The organism is Spirillospora sp. NPDC047418, from assembly GCF_040643275.1.
GTDB lineage: Bacteria > Actinomycetota > Actinomycetes > Streptosporangiales > Streptosporangiaceae > Spirillospora.
This window is the reverse complement of the sequence record NZ_JBEYTW010000050.1, coordinates 28,561-44,868: the sequence shown is the minus strand read 5'-3', so window position 1 is coordinate 44,868 and position 16,308 is coordinate 28,561. Positions and strand designations below refer to the sequence as shown.

General features: G+C 73.6%; 18 protein-coding genes. 3 read left to right on the top strand and 15 right to left on the bottom strand.

The features are described from left to right. Positions 1 to 11: 11 nt before the first annotated feature. From ABZ806_RS27380 to ABZ806_RS27360, 5 genes are all read right to left on the bottom strand, one after another. Positions 12 to 521 (bottom strand): MarR family winged helix-turn-helix transcriptional regulator, encoded by a 510-nt coding sequence (locus ABZ806_RS27380; protein WP_500220264.1) that lies wholly within the window; start codon positions 519 to 521, stop codon positions 12 to 14. Next, positions 518 to 2,005 (bottom strand): MFS transporter, encoded by a 1,488-nt coding sequence (locus tag ABZ806_RS27375; RefSeq protein WP_500220284.1) that lies wholly within the window; start codon positions 2,003 to 2,005, stop codon positions 518 to 520. The genes ABZ806_RS27380 and ABZ806_RS27375 overlap by 4 nt, the downstream gene beginning before the upstream one ends. A gap of 61 nt (positions 2,006 to 2,066) precedes the next feature. Beyond that, complete coding sequence (locus tag ABZ806_RS27370) at positions 2,067 to 2,873, bottom strand: ABC transporter ATP-binding protein (RefSeq protein WP_500220263.1); 807 nt, start codon at positions 2,871 to 2,873, stop codon at positions 2,067 to 2,069. Further along, complete coding sequence (locus tag ABZ806_RS27365; RefSeq protein ID WP_500220262.1) at positions 2,873 to 3,922, bottom strand: FecCD family ABC transporter permease; 1,050 nt, start codon at positions 3,920 to 3,922, stop codon at positions 2,873 to 2,875. Before ABZ806_RS27365 ends, ABZ806_RS27370 begins: the two co-directional genes overlap by 1 nt. Before the next feature lie 52 nt (positions 3,923 to 3,974). Next, positions 3,975 to 5,012 carry a FecCD family ABC transporter permease gene (locus ABZ806_RS27360; protein WP_500220261.1) on the bottom strand — a complete coding sequence of 346 codons (1,038 nt, stop codon included), beginning with the start codon at positions 5,010 to 5,012 and terminating at the stop codon, positions 3,975 to 3,977. 99 nt (positions 5,013 to 5,111) lie between these two features. Between ABZ806_RS27360 and ABZ806_RS27355 the strand changes: the two genes are divergently transcribed. Both ABZ806_RS27355 and ABZ806_RS27350 read left to right on the top strand, forming a co-directional pair. Next, positions 5,112 to 6,140, top strand: coding sequence for an ABC transporter substrate-binding protein (locus tag ABZ806_RS27355; protein ID WP_500220260.1), 1,029 nt, complete (start codon positions 5,112 to 5,114; stop codon positions 6,138 to 6,140). 11 nt (positions 6,141 to 6,151) lie between these two features. Further along, a complete protein-coding gene (locus ABZ806_RS27350; RefSeq protein ID WP_500220259.1) occupies positions 6,152 to 6,982 on the top strand; it encodes a siderophore-interacting protein in 831 nt (276 codons plus the stop codon). Between the two features lie 18 nt (positions 6,983 to 7,000). Here ABZ806_RS27350 and ABZ806_RS27345 read toward each other — a convergent pair whose 3' ends face one another. The 4 genes from ABZ806_RS27345 to ABZ806_RS27330 all read right to left on the bottom strand — a co-directional run bounded on the left by ABZ806_RS27345 (position 7,001) and on the right by ABZ806_RS27330 (position 10,036). Beyond that, positions 7,001 to 7,273, bottom strand: a complete 273-nt coding sequence (locus ABZ806_RS27345) for a DUF397 domain-containing protein (protein ID WP_500220258.1) — start codon at positions 7,271 to 7,273, stop codon at positions 7,001 to 7,003. Further along, positions 7,270 to 8,157, bottom strand: a complete 888-nt coding sequence (locus ABZ806_RS27340; RefSeq protein ID WP_500220257.1) for a helix-turn-helix domain-containing protein — start codon at positions 8,155 to 8,157, stop codon at positions 7,270 to 7,272. Before ABZ806_RS27340 ends, ABZ806_RS27345 begins: the two co-directional genes overlap by 4 nt. Positions 8,158 to 8,285: 128 nt before the next feature. Next, a complete protein-coding gene (locus tag ABZ806_RS27335; protein ID WP_500220256.1) occupies positions 8,286 to 8,900 on the bottom strand; it encodes a response regulator in 615 nt (204 codons plus the stop codon). Continuing rightward, entirely contained in the window at positions 8,888 to 10,036 is a 1,149-nt protein-coding gene (locus tag ABZ806_RS27330; RefSeq protein ID WP_500220255.1) for a sensor histidine kinase, read from the bottom strand. The genes ABZ806_RS27335 and ABZ806_RS27330 overlap by 13 nt, the downstream gene beginning before the upstream one ends. Positions 10,037 to 10,120: 84 nt before the next feature. On the opposite strand from ABZ806_RS27330, the gene ABZ806_RS27325 reads away from it, so the two are divergent. Then, positions 10,121 to 10,303: a hypothetical protein gene (locus ABZ806_RS27325; RefSeq protein ID WP_500220254.1), complete on the top strand. Its 183-nt coding sequence runs from the start codon at positions 10,121 to 10,123 to the stop codon at positions 10,301 to 10,303. Positions 10,304 to 10,342: 39 nt separating this feature from the next. On the opposite strand, the gene mnhG is transcribed toward ABZ806_RS27325, so the two are convergent. From mnhG to mbhE, 6 genes are read right to left on the bottom strand one after another with little or no spacing between them, the layout of a single operon-like run. Continuing rightward, entirely contained in the window at positions 10,343 to 10,672 is a 330-nt protein-coding gene (gene mnhG / locus ABZ806_RS27320) for a monovalent cation/H(+) antiporter subunit G (protein WP_500220253.1), read from the bottom strand. Continuing rightward, the gene (locus ABZ806_RS27315; protein WP_500220252.1) at positions 10,669 to 10,953 is read right to left on the bottom strand and encodes an MrpF/PhaF family protein; all 285 of its coding nucleotides are present in this window, start codon (positions 10,951 to 10,953) and stop codon (positions 10,669 to 10,671) included. Before ABZ806_RS27315 ends, mnhG begins: the two co-directional genes overlap by 4 nt. Next, a complete protein-coding gene (locus ABZ806_RS27310) occupies positions 10,950 to 11,522 on the bottom strand; it encodes a Na+/H+ antiporter subunit E (RefSeq protein ID WP_500220251.1) in 573 nt (190 codons plus the stop codon). Before ABZ806_RS27310 ends, ABZ806_RS27315 begins: the two co-directional genes overlap by 4 nt. Beyond that, entirely contained in the window at positions 11,519 to 13,039 is a 1,521-nt protein-coding gene (locus tag ABZ806_RS27305; RefSeq protein ID WP_500220250.1) for a Na+/H+ antiporter subunit D, read from the bottom strand. The genes ABZ806_RS27310 and ABZ806_RS27305 overlap by 4 nt, the downstream gene beginning before the upstream one ends. Then, positions 13,036 to 13,464, bottom strand: coding sequence for a Na(+)/H(+) antiporter subunit C (locus ABZ806_RS27300; RefSeq protein ID WP_500220249.1), 429 nt, complete (start codon positions 13,462 to 13,464; stop codon positions 13,036 to 13,038). Before ABZ806_RS27300 ends, ABZ806_RS27305 begins: the two co-directional genes overlap by 4 nt. Continuing rightward, positions 13,461 to 16,247 carry a hydrogen gas-evolving membrane-bound hydrogenase subunit E gene (gene mbhE, locus ABZ806_RS27295; RefSeq protein WP_500220248.1) on the bottom strand — a complete coding sequence of 929 codons (2,787 nt, stop codon included), beginning with the start codon at positions 16,245 to 16,247 and terminating at the stop codon, positions 13,461 to 13,463. The genes ABZ806_RS27300 and mbhE overlap by 4 nt, the downstream gene beginning before the upstream one ends. Positions 16,248 to 16,308 lie beyond the last annotated feature (61 nt).

Genomic DNA, 16,308 nt, shown 5'->3' with positions numbered 1-16,308 from the left:
CCGTCCGGGGCTTAGGTCGCGTTCGGGGGCGGGGGGTCTCCCAGTAGGTGCAGGGCGATCCGGTCGAGGGCGGCGAGGTCCTCGGCCGGGACGCCGTACAGCTCCGGCGGCGGGGTGGCGAGGATGCGCTCGGCCTCCGCCGCCGCGGCGCGCCCGGCCTCGGTCGCCGTGACGAGCTTGGCGCGCCGGTCGGCCGGGTTCGGGGCGCGCTCGACGAGGCCGCGTCCGACCAGGTCGTCCACCACGACGGTGGCGTAGGGGCGGTCGGTGAGCAGGAGCCCCGCGACGTCGCCGAGCGTGAGCGGCTCGGGCGCGGCGGCGATGCGGCGCAGCGCCTTGGTCCGGAAGAAGCTCATGCCGAGCGCCTCGGTGACCTCCCGGCGCCGGTCGTTCCGCTCGTGGAACACGATCCCCAGGTTGCGCCAGGCGCGCGCGGCGACCTCGGCGGACGGCTCGGCGGCGGACTCGGCGGGCGGCCCGACGGAAGGCTCGGTGGCGGGCTCGGTGGCGGGCTCGGTCATCGGGTGCTCGCTCCCGTCACGTGGGGTCCCTCCGGGGCCGGGTCTCCGGCGTCGAACAGCTCGGTCACGTGCGCGGTGCTGCGCGCGGCCCGCCGGCCGGTGGTGACCGTGCCGAGCACGAGGACGGCCGCCGCGCATCCGGTCAGGATCCAGTATGCCGGGCCGGCGGCGGACACGAAGGCGTCCGCGCCGGACCCGCCGGACGCCGCGGACGCGGCGCCGGACGTCCCGGCGGCGAGCACCGCGCCGATCACCGCGACGCCGAGCGCCTGCCCGATCTGCCGGCTGGTGGAGGCGACGGCGGCGGCGACCCCGGCCTGCGCGCGCGGCATCCCGGACACGGCGGTGTTCGTGATCGGCGAGTTCACCATCCCGAACCCGATGCCGAACAGCACGTAGGACGCGAACAGCGTGACGTCGCCGGTCTCGGCGTCGAACGCCGCGAACAGCAGGCCGCTGGCCAGCATCGCCGCCCCGGCGATCTGCAGCGGCAGCCGGGGGCCGCGGCCGCCGACCAGGCGCCCCGACAGCGGGGAGACCGCGGCGGTCATCGCGGCCATCGGCAGCAGGTACAGCCCGGCGTGCAGCGCCGACAGGCCCCGGACGTTCTGCAGGTAGAGCGTGTTCAGGAAGAGGAACCCGCCGAGCGCCGCGAACCCGCTGATCGCGATCAGCGTCGCGCCGGAGAACGGGAGGCTGCGGAAGAAGCGCAGGTCGATCAGCGGCTCGGGGGCGCGCAGCGCGTGCAGGACGAACCCGGCGAGCGCCGCCGCGGCGAGCAGCGCGGCGCCGTAGACGGCCGGATCGCCGATGCCGCGGCCCGGCGCCTCGATGATCGCGTAGGTCAGCGTCCCGAGCAGCACGATCATGAGCGCCTGGCCGAGCGGGTCGGGCCGGCGCGGCCGCTCGGCGCGCGACTCGGGGACGAACAGCGCGGTCAGCGCGAGCGCGGCGAGGCCGATCGGCACGTTCAGCCAGAAGATCGACCGCCAGCCGACGGAGTCGACCAGGAGCCCGCCGACGAGCGGCCCCATCGCCATGCTGAGCCCGACGACGGCGCCCCACACGCCGATGGCGCGGGCCCGCTCGCGCGGCTCGGTGAACACGTTCGTGATGATCGACATGGCGACCGGGTTGAGCATCGACCCGCCGACGGCCTGCACGACGCGGGCGGCGACGAGCCAGCCGAGGGACGGCGCGAGGCTGCACAGCACCGACCCGGTGACGAACAGCGCGAGGCCCGTCTGGAACACCCGGCGGCGCCCGATCCGGTCGGCGGTCGCGCCGGCGAGCATCAGCAGCGAGGCGAGGACGATCAGGTAGGCGTCGATCGTCCACTGCAGCCCGGACAGCGAACTGTCGAAGTCGTGCTGCAGCGTGGGCAGCGCGACGTTGAGGATCGTGTTGTCGAGGCTGACGATGAGCAGGCTCATGCAGCAGATGCCGAGGACCAGTAACCTGCGGCGATGGCTGAGTTCGGGCACCGCGGTCCAATCGTTGTAAGCGTACAAACATTATAAGCCTACAACTAATTCGCGGCGGCGGTCAGCGCAGCGCGGGAACCCGGCCGCGCGCGGCCGGGATCACCAGCGGCGTCCCGGTCTCCGGGCACTCGATCACCCGGCACGGCAGCCGGAACACCTCCTCGACCAGCTCCGACGTGACGACCGCGGCCGGGTCGCCCGCCGCGACGATCCGGCCCTCCCGCATCGCGATCAGGTGCGTGGCGTACCGGGCGGCGTGGTTCAGGTCGTGCAGGACGGCGACGACCGTGCGCCCCTCCTCGTGCAGCCGGGCGCACAGGTCGAGGACCTCGATCTGGTGGGCGATGTCGAGGTAGGTCGTCGGCTCGTCCAGCAGGAGCAGCGGGGTCTGCTGGGCGAGCGCCATCGCGATCCACACGCGCTGCCGCTGGCCGCCCGACAGCTCGTCCACGTGCCGCTCGGCGAGGTCCTGGACGCGGGTCGCGGCCATCGACTCGGCGACGACCCGCTCGTCCTCGCGGGACCACTGCCGCAGCAGGCTCTGGTGCGGGTACCGGCCGCGCGACACCAGGTCGGCGACCGTGATGCCCTCCGGCGCGATGGACGACTGCGGCAGCAGCCCGAGCGTCCTGGCGAGCTTCTTGGCGGGCCAGCCGGCGATGGGCCGGCCGTCGAGCACGACCGTCCCGGCGGCCGGCTTCAGGATCCGGGCGAGCGCCCGCAGCAGCGTCGACTTGCCGCACGCGTTCGGGCCCACGACGACCGTGAAGGACCCGTCCGGCACGGCGACGTCGAGGTCCTCGGTGATCGTGCGCCTGTCGTAGGCGAGGGTGAGGCCCGTGCCGGTGAGGCGTGCGTTCGCGTCCATCAGATCCGTCCCGTCTTGCGTTCGGTCACGAGGAGCCAGACCAGGTACCCGCCGCCGAGGAGGCCGGTCACGACGCCCACCGGGAGCTGGCGCCCGGGGAAGGCGTGCTGCGCGGCCCAGTCGGCGGCCACCAGCAGCGCCGCGCCCATGCACATCGCGGGCAGCAGGTTGGGGCCGGTCGTGCGGGTGAGGCGGCGGGCGAGCTGCGGCGCGGTCAGCGCGACGAACGCGACCGGCCCGGCCGCCGCCGCGGCGAGCGAGGTGAGCAGCACGGCCGCGGCCAGCATGATCAGCCGGATCCGCTCGATGGGGACGCCGAGGCCGTGCGCGGCGTCGTCGCCCATCTCCAGCATCCGCAGCGCCCGGCCGCAGCCGACCATGACCAGCGGCCCGAGGACGGCGAGCGCCGCGAGCACGGGCGCGGTGTCGGCCCAGTCGCGGCCGTCGAGGCTGCCGGTCAGCCACAGCACGGCGCGGGCCGCCTCGGTGATCTCCGCCTGGGTGATCAGGTAGCCGTTCACGCCGGTGAGCATCGCCGCCACGCCGATGCCGACGAGGACGAGCCGCTGCCCGTGCGCGCCGTGCCGTCCCGCGACCGCGAACACGACCAGGCCGGTGAGCAGGCCGCCGCCCGCCGCGCCGGCCGCGACCGCGGCGGTGCCGCCGCCGGTCAGCACGATCGCCGCGAGGACGCCGCTCGCCGCGCCCTGGGTGAACCCGAGGATGTCCGGGCTGCCGAGCGGGTTGCGGGTCAGCGACTGGAAGATCGCGCCCGCCAGGCCGAGCGCGGCGCCGACGGCGAGCCCGGTCGCGACCCGCGGCAGCCGGATCTCGTTGACGATCAGCGAGTCGGCGGGCGCGCCGTGACCGAGCAGGGTGCGGACGACCTCGGCGGGGCTCATCGGGAAGTCGCCGCTGCCGATGAGCAGGACGCCCGTCCCGAGCGCCACCGCCAGGCAGGCCGCGGCGACGGCGAACGCGCGCGGGCGGAACCGGAACGACGCCCCGGCGGGCGTCCGGACGACGGCGAAGCGCGGCGAGCGGCTCACGGCCGCACCCCCCGCGCGGGGGCGGCGCCCCGCACGCCCCGGTCCGCTCCGCTCATCGCAGGCCCTTCCTCGGACGCCGGACGAAGTACAGGAACACCGGCCCGCCCGCGACGACCATCACGATGCCGACCTGGAGTTCGGACGGGCGGACGACGACGCGCCCGAGGACGTCCGCCGCCAGCATCAGCGCGGGCGACAGGATCGCGCAGTACGGCAGCAGCCGGCGCAGGTCGGGGCCGGTCAGCGCGCGGACGAGGTGCGGCACCATCAGCCCGACGAACATGATCGGCCCGCACGCCGCCGTCGCCGCGCCGCACAGCAGCGTGACCGCGGCGATCGCGGCGATCCGGGCGCGGCCGGGGTCGGCGCCGAGCGCGCGGGCCGCGTCCTCGCCCATCGCCATCGCGTTCAGCGGGCGGGCGAGCAGCAGCGCGAGCACGAGGCCCACCGCGACGAACGGGGCGACGCGGACGACGGTGTAGTCCTGCGCGGCGGCGAGGGAGCCGACCGTCCAGAAGCGCATCCGGTCCAGGGACGCGGTGTCGAGGAGCTGCACCGCGTTCACGTAGGAGTACAGCGCGGCGTTCAGCGCGGCCCCCGCCAGCGCGAGCCGCGCGGGGGTGGCGCCGCGCCCGCCGCCGACCGCGTAGAGCAGCACGGCGACCGCGCCGGCGCCGGCGAACGCGAACCACACGAAGCCGGTGAACGAGGTGATCCCGAGGAACGAGATCGCCGACACGACGGCGGCCGCGGCGCCCGCGTTGATGCCGAGGATGCCGGGGTCGGCGAGCGGGTTGCGGGTGAGCGCCTGCATCACCGCGCCGGCCAGCCCGAGCGCCGTCCCGGCGAGCAGGCCGAGCAGCGTGCGCGGGAGCCGCATCTCGTGGACGAGCGTGTACGCGGCCGAGCCGGGGTCGACGAGGCCGTCCCACGCCTGCCCGAGCGACAGCGGCTTGGCGCCGACGGCGAGGCTGAGCGCGATGGTGGCGAGCAGGAACAGGACGCCGCCGAGGAGTCCGGCCGTCCGCCAGGCGCGACCGGGTGGTGCGGCCGGCCGCTCGGCGAGCGGTCGCGGCGTGGTCGACAGCACGCTGGCGGGCCTCCTCTGGACAAGATCTTAGGTTAGGTTAACCTAAGTTCTCATCGGCCCACCATTCGGTCACCGTAGTTGATTCAGGAGAACGTTCGCATGTCGCATACCGGTGCTCGCCACCTCTCCCGCCGCGCCGTCCTGGGCGCCGGCGGCGCCTTCGCCCTCGGCGCGCTGATCAGCGCCTGCGGCGGCGACGACGGCGCGGGCGGTACCACCTCCCCCGGCGGCGGCGCCTGGACGTTCACCGACGACCGCGGCACGACGGTTCACCTCAAGCAGCGCCCGCGGCGGATCGTCGGCTACTCCGCCACCGCCGCCGCCCTCTACGACTTCGGCATCGACGAGCAGATCGTCGGCGTGTTCGGTCCGACGAAGCTGACGGACGGCAAGCCCGACCCGCAGGCCGGGAACCTGCCCGTCGACCGGCTGGAGATCATCGGCAACGCGTTCGGCGAGTTCAACATCGAGAAGTACGCCGCGCTCCGCCCCGAGCTGCTCGTCGACAACATGTTCATTCCGGGCGACCTGTTCTACGTCCCCGAAGAGAGCAAGGACAAGATCTACGCGCTGGCGCCGAGCGTCGCCATCGCCGCCGGAACCGTCGCGCTGCCGAAGCCGATCGAGCGGACCGCCGCGCTCGCCGCCGCCCTCGGCGCCGACCTGAAGTCGGCGAAGGTCACCGCCGCGAAGGCCCGGTTCGAGAAGGCCGCCGAGTCGGTGCGCGCGGCGGCGAAGGCCAAGCCGGGGCTGAAGGTCCTCGCCGCGTCCGCGAGCCCCGACCTGTTCTACGCCTCCAGCCCGGCCAAGAACACCGACCTCGTCTACTACACCGAGCTCGGCGTCGACCTCGTCGTCCCGGACAAGCTCGGCAAGGACGACTACTTCGAGAGCCTGAGCTGGGAGAACGCCGACAAGTACGACGCCGACCTCGTCCTCCTCGACTCCCGCACGCAGGCGCTCCAGCCGAAGGACCTCGGCGCCAAGCCGTCCTGGCAGGAGCTGCCCGCGGTGAAGGCCGGCCAGGTCATCCCGTGGCAGCCCGAGCCCCGCTTCTCCTACGAAGGCTGCGCGCCGCTGCTCGAAGCGCTCGCCACCGCCATCAACTCCGCGAAGAAGACCTCCTGAAAGGCGGCACGATGACGACTCCGGCCCACTCCTACGCCTTCTTCGACGTGCACGTCGTCCGCTCCGAACGGCTCGGCCCCTCCATGGTCAGGGTCACCCTCGGCGGGACGTCCCTGGACGGCTTCGCGACCGGCGGACGCGACCAGCGCTTCAAGCTGTTCCTCCCCCACCCGCACCAGGACGCGCCCGTCATGCCGGCCAACAGCGACGGCGCCACCTGGTACAGCGACTGGCGCGCGCTGGACCCGGCCGAGCGCGGCATCATGCGCTCGTACACGGTCTGCGACCACCGTCCCGGCGAACTCGACGTCGACTTCGCGCTGCACGGCGACGGCACGTCCGGCGCGGCGTCGCAGTGGGCCTCGGCGGCCGGCGCGGGCGACCGCGTCACGATCCTCGGCCCGACCGGCCCGGACAACGGCGGCTTCGACTTCCGCCCGCCGCCCGGCGCCCCGGTCGTGATCGCGGGCGACCTGACCGCGCTGCCCGCCATCGCCGGGAACCTCGCCTGGCTGCCCGCCGGGACGTCCGCGCAGGTCTTCGTCGACGTCCCGCACCCGGAGGACCGCCGCGACCTGCCCACCGCCGCCGACACGGAGATCACCTGGGTCGCCCCCGGCACCCTCGCCGACACCGTCCGCGACGCGAAGATCCCGGACGGCGCCTACGCCTGGATCGCCGGAGAGTCCGCCGTCGTCAAGGCCCTGCGCCGCCACCTGGTGAAGGACCGCGGCCTGGACCGCCGCGCCGTCACCTTCACCGGCTACTGGCGCCGCGGCGCCACCGAAGAAGACCTCCTCGCCGAATTCGAGGCAGGCGCCACCCCCGCGACCGAGGAGTAGGGCACGGGATGCGGCGGGTCAGCCCAGGTCGAGCCCGCCGCTCTTCACCCGCCGCGCGAACGAGCGCCATTCGGCGGACGCGAACACCAGCTTGGGCCCGTCCGGATCCCTGGAATCCCGCACCCCGACCGCCGCGGCAATCCCCACCACCTCGACACAGTCACCACCGGTGTCACCACTGCGGCTGCTCTTCCGCCAAGGAAGGCCTGCCACCTCGACGCATTGGCCTCCGGTGTCACCACTGCGGCTGCTCTTTCGCCACTGGATCTTCGACTCGCTACGGCCACTCACAGATCCTCCAAGATCGTATGAAGGAGCTTCAGGGACTCATCGGTACATAGCGCCGCGCCCCTGATCAAGTCGAAACGTAGCGCATATGCCCGAACCGTGCTTGCGCGCTCGATCAACTGCCCGCCCACGTGGCCCTCCACATAGGCGGCATCCGGCTCCTCGTCGAAGCCGAGAATCGTGAACGCACCCATGATCCCCGGATAGGCGCCCTTCGCGCTCGGGACGATCTGCAGCGTGACGTTCAGGCGGTCGGACATAGCGATCAGGTGCTGTATCTGACCGCGCATGATCTCCGCTCCCCCGACGGGCCTCCTGAGTGCGTACTCGTCGAAGACCACGACGACGTGGCAGGGGTCCTCTCCTTCGAGGATCGCCTGGCGAGCGAGCCGCGTCGTGACGAGTTCCTCGGCTTCTTCGGGCGACCGGCCCGCCTTCAGTTGCTCGTATGCGTACTCCCGAGTCTGAAAAAGACCGGTCACAGCCATTGCCTCGAACTTATGGATCACCCGCGCGACGGCCTCGCGCTGGAGGAATTCGGCGAAGCCGGGCGGAAGGAGCTGGAGTTGACCGACGCGCTGCATCCACTCCCAGATGCGAAGGAATGTCCCATTCGTCTCGAAGAACGTGTCGCAGTCCTTCGCGAAGTTCTCGGACGGTGCGCCGTCGCCCCGCTCGACCTGGCCGATCCGCTGGGGCGAGTAACCGAGCTTCGCGGCGAGCCGCGGGCAGCCGAGGCCCGCCATCTCACGGTGTGCGCGCAGTTCGGCACCGAAGTAGTCGACGGGGGACTTCGGAACACCGAGTTCGCGGGGACGGCGGGGCATCATCGCCTCCAGGGGGTGAAAGCGGCGGTGGTTCCGGTCACGCGAGAGGGGTGTCGCCACCTGCCGTCTCGCTCTTTACCGACCATAGAGTCATGACGATGGCCAGGGAAGCAATTACGCAAATAAAGCACTTCACGAAGTGCGGATTGCCGCCATTACGTCCCGAAATGGCACGGGCGGGGAGAAGGTCAGGGGGCGGGGATGAGGCCGTGTTGGAGGGCGGTCATCACTGCGGCGGTGCGGTCGGAGACGCCTAGTTTGGTGAAGATGCGCAGGAGGTGGGTCTTCACCGTCGCCTGGCCTATGTAGAGGCGTTCGCCGATCTGGGCGTTGGTGAGGCCCTCGGCGACGAGGGCGAGCACCTCCGCCTCGCGCGTCGACAGGACGGGCGGCGCGGGGGTCTCGCCGGCCGCCGCGAGGCGCGCCGACACCTCGGGCGACAGGACGCGCCGGCCCGCCGCGACGTTCCGGACGGCCGCGGCGAGGTCGGCGCGCGAGGCGTCCTTCAGCAGGTAGCCGGCGGCGCCCGCCTCGATCGCGCGGACGATGTCGGCGTCGTCCTGGAACGTCGTCAGGACGAGGACCCGGTGGCCGGGCAGGCGCTCGATCGCGCTCACGCCGTCGCCGGACGGCATCCGCAGGTCCATCAGGACGACGTCCGGGGCGATGCGGGGCACCAGGGCGACGGCCTCGTCCCCGGACGCGGCCTCCGCCGCGACCTCGATGTCCGGCTCGGCGGCGAGCATGCCGCGCAGACCCTCCCGGACGATCGGGTGGTCGTCCACGATCATCACGCGGAGCACGGGATCACCGCCTCGACCACGGTGCCGTCGCCGCCGGTGACGGTGAACGTCCCGCCGGCCTGCTCGACCCGGCTCCGCATGCCGCGCAGCCCGAACCCGCGTCCGACCTCCTCCGGCGCGAACCCGCGCCCGTCGTCGGCGACCGTCAGCCGCACCGCGTCCCCGTACTCCAGCCGTACCTTCACCTGCGTCGCCTCCGCGTGCTTGCGGACGTTCGCGAGCGCCTCCTGCGTCACCCGCAGCAGGACGACCTCGACGGCGTCCAGCGGCCGCGGCTCGCCCTCGACGGCCAGGCCGGCGGGCAGGTCGAAGTCGCGGGCCATCCGCCGCAGCGCCTCCACCAGGGAGCCGCCGTCCAGCGCGGGCGGCGCCAGCGCCGCGACGAGGCCCCGGGTCTCGGCCAGGTTCTCGCGCGCCGACCGCAGGGCCAGCTCCAGGTGCCGGTTCGGCCCGACCTCGGCCTCCGCCGCCTGCAGCAGCATCGTGATGGAGGTGAACCCCTGCGCGATCGTGTCGTGGATGTCGCGGGCCAGCCGCTCCCGCTCGGCGAGCACGCCCGCCTCGCGGCTGACGCCGGCCAGTTCGCCACGCGTCCGGTCCAGCTCCTCGATGAGGCGCTTGCGCTCGTGGTTCTGATGGCCCATCCGGCCGATGAACACCGCGAGCAGCACGCTGCAGGCGATGCCCGCCGCCACGATGACGACCGTCGCCGCCGTGCCCGCCCCTGACTCCGCCAGCCCTCGCCCGACCGGCCCGGACAGCAGGACGAGCAGCAGCGCGAACCCGCGCCCCGCCCCGTACATCATGTAGACCTGCGGGGCCAGCGCGGCGAGGGCCGTCGCCGTCACCGGCGCGAGCACCGTCGCGGGCACGAACATGCAGATCACCGCGATCGCGTAGATCTTGCATCCGGGCCGGGGCAGCTCCTGCGAGCGGAGCGCGTTCCGCCCGATCGCCACGTACGCCACGCTGAGCAGGACGAGCAGCGCGATCGCCGCCGACCGCCGTCCCGGCGGCAGCTCGTCGGCGGCCGTCGCGGCGATGGTCCCGACGAGCACCATCGCGAAGTAGGCGTCCCAGAACGGGTACGAGCGCCGCCAGACGTTCTCCGCCCGCGCCACCGGCTCCCCGGCCATGCCGCACCCCTCCGGTCACCGGCGACCCGCTGTCCACCGACCGGTGGATACTACTGGCCTCCAGGTCACGACAAGATCGAGGACATGAACAAGGACATCGCCCGGAAGGCCCTCTTCGCCCTCACCGTCCTCTACGGGCTCGCGATCGCCCTCCTCGCCATGCTGGACGTCGCGGCCGTCGGCGTCGTCGCGGCCGTCGGCGCCGTCCTCATCGGGCTCGGCTGGGGCTGCTCGGGCATGTTCGCCCGCGGAGGCGCGCGGTCCTGAACCCGCCGCGGGCACCCCGCGGGGGCGGGTGCCCATCCCTCACGGGTCGCGGCGGGTCTCGTCGATGGTGAGGGTGGCTGGGTCGATGACGCCGGCGCGGTAGGCGGCGCCGGCGATCGTCTGGGCGGTCACCGGCGCGGTGATCAGCTGGAAGACGGCGACCAGCAGCAGCGGGGTGGCGGCGGTGACCGAGCCGGTCTGCGGCGCCACCCCGGCGAGGACGAGCAGCAGCCCGATCGTCTGCGGTTTCGTCGCGGCGTGCAGCCGGGTGAGCAGGTCCGGGAACCGCAGCATGCCGAGCGCGCCGACCGCGCTGAACCCGGACCCGGCGAGCAGCAGGACGGCGCTGGCGGCGTCGGCGGCGGTCACGCCCGCCCCTCCCGTTCCCGCCGCTCCGCCCGCGCCGCCGCCAGGTGCGCGGCGCTGACCGATCCCACGAACCCCATCAGCGCGACCGCGACGAGGATCGTCGCGTTCGCCGTCTCCTTGTGGACGGCCGCGTGGATCGCGATGCCGCTCAGCAGCAGGACCGCGAGGATGTCCCCCGCCATGACGCGGTCGAACGTGGAGGGCCCGCGGACGAGGCGGGCGGCGGTCATCAGGAACGCGGCGCCCAGCAGCGCCATGGCCGCGGCGTAGACGATGCTCATCGGTCCTCCCTGGTCTCCCTGGTGGATACGTCTTCCCCGGCTGCTTCCCCGGCCGCGTCCTCGGAGGCGACGAGGGCGCGCATCAGCCGGTGCTCGGTGCGGAGCACGCCGTCCCGCGCGGAGTCGGCCTCCCGCCGGGACCGGACGGGCATGGCGTGGATGTGCAGCACGTGCCGGTCCCAGTCGAGGTCGACCAGCAGCGTGCCGGGGCGCAGCGAGATGCTCGTCGTGACGGCCAGCAGGATGATCTCCGAGCGCGTCCGGGCGTCCACCTCGACGATCGCGCCCTTCACCGCGCGCGGCCGGTAAAGGGCGTGCCGGGCGATGACCAGGCTGGACAGCAGCAGGTCCCAGGCGAACTCGAGCGCCGCCAGGACCAGCCACAGCGGCCGGACCCGCCGGAGCGTCGGGACGGCCGGCAGCCGGCTCACCCGGTAGGCGACGGCGACCGCGATGACGCCGCCGACCGCGACGAGGGCGTCGGCCCGTCCCCACAGCAGCAGCCAGACCGCGAACAGCCACACGCCCATGCCCACCCGCGAGACGATGCCGCGGACGTCCGTGCTCATCGCTTCCCTCCGTCCAGGACGGCGTGCCGGTAGGCGTCTCCGCTGACGAGGTCGCTCGCGGCGTGCCTGCTCCAGGACGCGAGCGGCCCGGCGAGCGCGGCGATGAGGAGCCCGGCGACGACCAGCACCGTGGTCACCGACTGCATGAGGCGCACGCCCCCGCGGGTGTAAGACTCGGACTTGGGAGGCTCCTGCGCGCCCTCCGGGCGGGTGCGCCAGAACCCGAGCGTCCAGATCCGGCTCATCGCCATGAGGGTGAGGACGCTCCCCACCACGGCCACGCCCGTCACCGCGTACGCCAGGACGCTGCCCGAAGCGACGCCCGCCTGGAACAGCGCGAGCTTGGCGACGAACCCCGACGTCGGCGGCACGCCGCTCACGCTCATCGCGGGGATGAAGAACAGCACGGAGATGAACGCCGACAGGCTCACCAGCCCGCCGAGCCGGTGCAGCGACGTCTCCCCCGTGTGGCCCTGGATCAGGTCGCTGACCAGGAAGAGCGTCGCCTGCACGACGATGTGGTGGACGAGGTACAGGATCGCGCCGGTGAGCCCCGCGACGTCGAACAGGGCGAGGCCGAACAGCATGTAGCCGATGTGCCCGACGAGGATGAACGAGAACACGCGGTGGATGTCATCGTGCGTCAGCGCCCCCAGCGTCCCGATGACGATCGTCGCGGCAGCGAGGACCAGCATCACCCAGGAGCCGTGCTCACGCGGGAACACCAGCGTCTCGACGCGGATGAGCGAGTACACGGCGGCCTTCGTCAGCAGCGCCGCGAACACCGCGGTGATCTTCGTGAGCGCGACGGGGTAGCTGTCGGGCAGCCACATGTGCATCGGCACGATCGCGCCCTTGATGCCGAACACCACGAGGAACAGCAGCCCGAGCGCGGTGCGGGTCGCGCCGGGCAGCTCGGGGACCCGCGTCGACAGGTCGGCGAGGTTGACCGTCCCCGCCGCCGCGTAGGTGAGGCCGAGCGAGGTGAGGAAGAGGATCGAGGACGTGAGGCTGACCACGGTGTAGGTCATCCCGGCCCGCACCCGCTCCCCGGTCGGGGTCAGCGTCATGAGGACGTAGCTCGACGCGAGCATGACCTCGAACGCGACGAACAGGTTGAACAGGTCCCCGGCGAGGAAGACGAGGCTGACCCCGGCGGTCAGCGTCAGGTAGGCGGGATAGAACACGCCGGGCTCGTGCCCGTCCGTCCCGCCGGCGCCCTCCCCCACGGCGTGCAGCATGACCGCCAGCAGCACCGTGCCGGACACCACCAGCAGCAGCACCGACAGCCGGTCGGCGACGAGCGTGATGCCGAGCGGCGCGGCCCAGCCGCCGAGCTGGACGGCGAGGACGCCGTCGCGCGCCACCGCCGCCAGCAGCGCCGCGCTCGCCGCGACGCCCCCCGCGGCGGCCAGCGGGCCGAGCACCCGCAGCCAGGCCCCCCGCCGCCGGGCGATCATCGCCAGTGCCGCGCCGAGCAGCGGCAGCACGAACGGCAGCGGGACGAGGACGTTCATGCGCCGTCCTCCGGCCCGGGGTTCTCCTGCTCCAGCGGCGTGGCCCGCGGCGTCTCGCCGGGGCGGTGCCGTTCAGCGCAGATCCGGCGGTCCTCGACGTCGTCGCGGACCTCGTCCCCGCCGCGGAGCCGCCGGCTCCGGTAGGCCAGGGCCAGCAGGAACGCCGTGACGCCGAAGGTGATCACGATCGCGGTCAGCACCATCGCCTGCGGGAACGGGTCGACCGCCGCGCCCGGCCCCTTCGCGCCGAGCAGCGGCGGCGTGCCGGCGGCCCCGCCCGCGAGCAGCAGGACGAGGTTGGCGCCGTGCCCGAGCAGCGAGAAGCCGATCACGATCCGGATGAGGGACCGCTGCATCAGCAGGTCGAACCCGGCGGCGAACAGCACGGCGACCACCACCACGAGGACGAGTCCGGGCCCGGTCACGACGGCTCCTCCGCGGCCTCGGGCTCCTCCGGCTCCTCCAGGCTGGCCCCGAGCGTGGTGAGGATCATCAGCACCAGCCCGAGCACCAGGAAGTAGACGCCCGCGTCGAAGAGCAGGTTGGTGGAGATCTCCACCGGGCCGAGCACCGGCACGGTGCCGCCGAGCTTCCGGGACGCCAGGAACTCCCCGCCGGACGCCCAGCCGCCCGCGCCCGTGGCGACCGCGATCCCCAGCCCGCCGCCGAGCAGGACGGCCGGGCGGACGGGCAGCGCGGCGGCGAGCTCGCGCCGCCCGCCCGGCAGGTACCGCAGCACGAACGCCATGCCGGCGACGAGGCCGCCGACGAACCCGCCGCCCGGACGGCCGTGCCCGGCGAAGAACAGGTACACCGAGAACACGAGGATCGTCGGGGTGAGCAGCCGCGCCACCGCCTCCAGCAGGACCGAGGAGCCGCCGAGCGGCGGACGGCTCGGCGCGGCCAGCCAGCGGCTCGGCGGCCCGGGGCCCGCCCCGGCCCGGCCGGGCCGCCGCACGTCCGGCCCCGTCAGCACCAGGCTCGCGACGCCCAGCGCGGTCGCGGCCAGCACCGTGATCTCGCCCAGCGTGTCGAGCGCGCGCAGGTCCACCAGGATCAGGTTCACCACGTTCTTCGTGTGCTCCTGCGCGGCGAGCCGGGTGTAGCCGGGACCGACCGGTGCGGAGTTCCGGCTCAGCGCCGCCACCGTCAGGAACAGCCCGACGAACCCGCCCATGCCGAGGCTGATCACGGCGGTGGCCGCCCGCGCGGGCGCCTTGCGCAGCCGCGGCGGGAACCGCTCCGGCAGCCGCCGCAGCACCAGCACCAGCATGAACAGCGTCAGCGTCTCCACGACCACGAGGGTGAGCGCGAGGTCGGGCGCGCCGTGCACGGCGAACAGGCCCGTCATCCCGTACCCGGTGCCGGACAGCAGCAGCACCGCCGACAGCCGGCCGCGCGCCCACATCGCCCCCAGCGCGCCGGCGATCACGATCGCGGCGAGGACGAGCTGCGCCGGATCGCCCCAGGCCCGCGGCGGCGACCACCCCGGGCCGGTGCCCCGGACGAGCCCCGCCACGAGCGCCGGCCCCGGCACGACCAGCACCATCAGCGCGATGACGCCGAGGTACACCGGCAGCGAGCCGATCTGCACCCGCCGGGTCACCGCGAGCGCGGCGGCCATCGTCGCGCCGACCACGGCGTCGTAGCCCTTCTGGACGTCGGGGAGCCACCACCGCCCGGACCGTCCGGGGAACGACCGGCCGAACGCGCCGTACAGCCCGGCGCCCGCCACGATCGCGGTCACCGACATCCAGAGCGGCAGCCCGAGCCCGTGCCAGATCGCCAGCTCGTACCCCGGCCCGTCGCTCCGCAGCGTCCCGGCATAGGGCCCGATGAGCCGCTGCAGGGCCCCGGGGACGAGCCCCAGGGCGAACCCGGCGGCGGACAGCACCACCACGGGGACGACCAGGCCCCAGGGGTCGTCGGGCCCCTGGTCCGTCGCGCCGGAGAAGGCGCCGTGCAGGAACCGCGCCCCGTAGGCCACGGTCAGCGCCGACCCGGCGACGGTCCCCGCGAGGACGGCGATGTCCCAGCCGCCGTGGGCGAACGCCTCGAACGCGGCCTCCTTCGCCACGAACCCGAGGAACGGGGGGATGCCGATCATGGACGCGACCGCCGCCGTCGCCGCGACCGCGAGGACGGGCAGCCGCCACCCGGCGCCCGACAGGTGGTCCGCGCGCCGCGTCCCCGTCTCGTGCTCGACCGCGCCGACCGTCAGGAACAGCGGCGCCTTGAACACCCCGTGGGCCAGCAGCAGCGCCCCGCCGGCCAGCGCCGCCGTCCGCGTCCCGTTCCCCAGCAGCACCATGAGGAAGCCGAGCTGGCTGATCGTCCCGTACGCCAGCAGCCGCTTCAGATCGTCCTGCCGGAGCGCGACCAGGCCCGCCACCACCAGGCTCAGCAGCCCGACCGCCAGCACCAGGGGCCGCCACGGAGCGACCCCGGCGAACCCGGGCGCCAGCCGGGCGACCAGATAGACCCCCGCCTTCACCATGGCCGCCGCGTGCAGGTAGGCGCTCACCGGCGTGGGCGCCACCATCGCCGCCGGCAACCACCCGTGCAGCGGGATCTGCGCCGACTTGGCGAACGCCCCCAGCAGCACCAGAACCACACCGACCCGGGCCGCGGTGCCCCCGGGCGGATCCGCCACCAGCGCCGAGATCCGGTACGTCCCCCCGGCCTGCCCCAGCACCACGAACCCGACGAGCATGACCAGCCCGAACGCGGTGGTCGTCAGGAGCGCCTGCGTGGCGGCCCGCCGGTCCGCCACCTGATCCGGACGCGTGTGCCCGATGAGGATGAACGAGCTCAGCGTCGTGAGTTCCCAGAAGACGTACAGGACGAGCAGGTTGTCGGCGAGCACCAGCCCGGTCATCGCCCCGGCGAACGCGACGAGCGTCCCGATCATCAGCCGCTCGGACCGCTGGAAGTACCACCCCGCGTAGCAGAGGACGACGGCCCCGACCCCGCCCACCAGGAGCAGCATCACCACGGCCAGCGCGTCCACCCGGAAGTCGAACACGAGCCCCAGATCGGACGACCACACGACCCGGGTGGTGAACTCCCGCCCCACCCGAGTAGCCGCCCAGGCGGCCGTGGCGGCGGGCAGAACGGCCGCGGCGCACCCCATGACCCGCCGGTACCGCCCCAGCCCCCAGGGAACGGCGACGGCCACGACGGCATAGACCCCGACCAACGCCAGCATGCCGCCCGCAGCCCCCTCCCAACGTCACAGGCGATCTACCCAGCAGGCGCACCCGAAACGG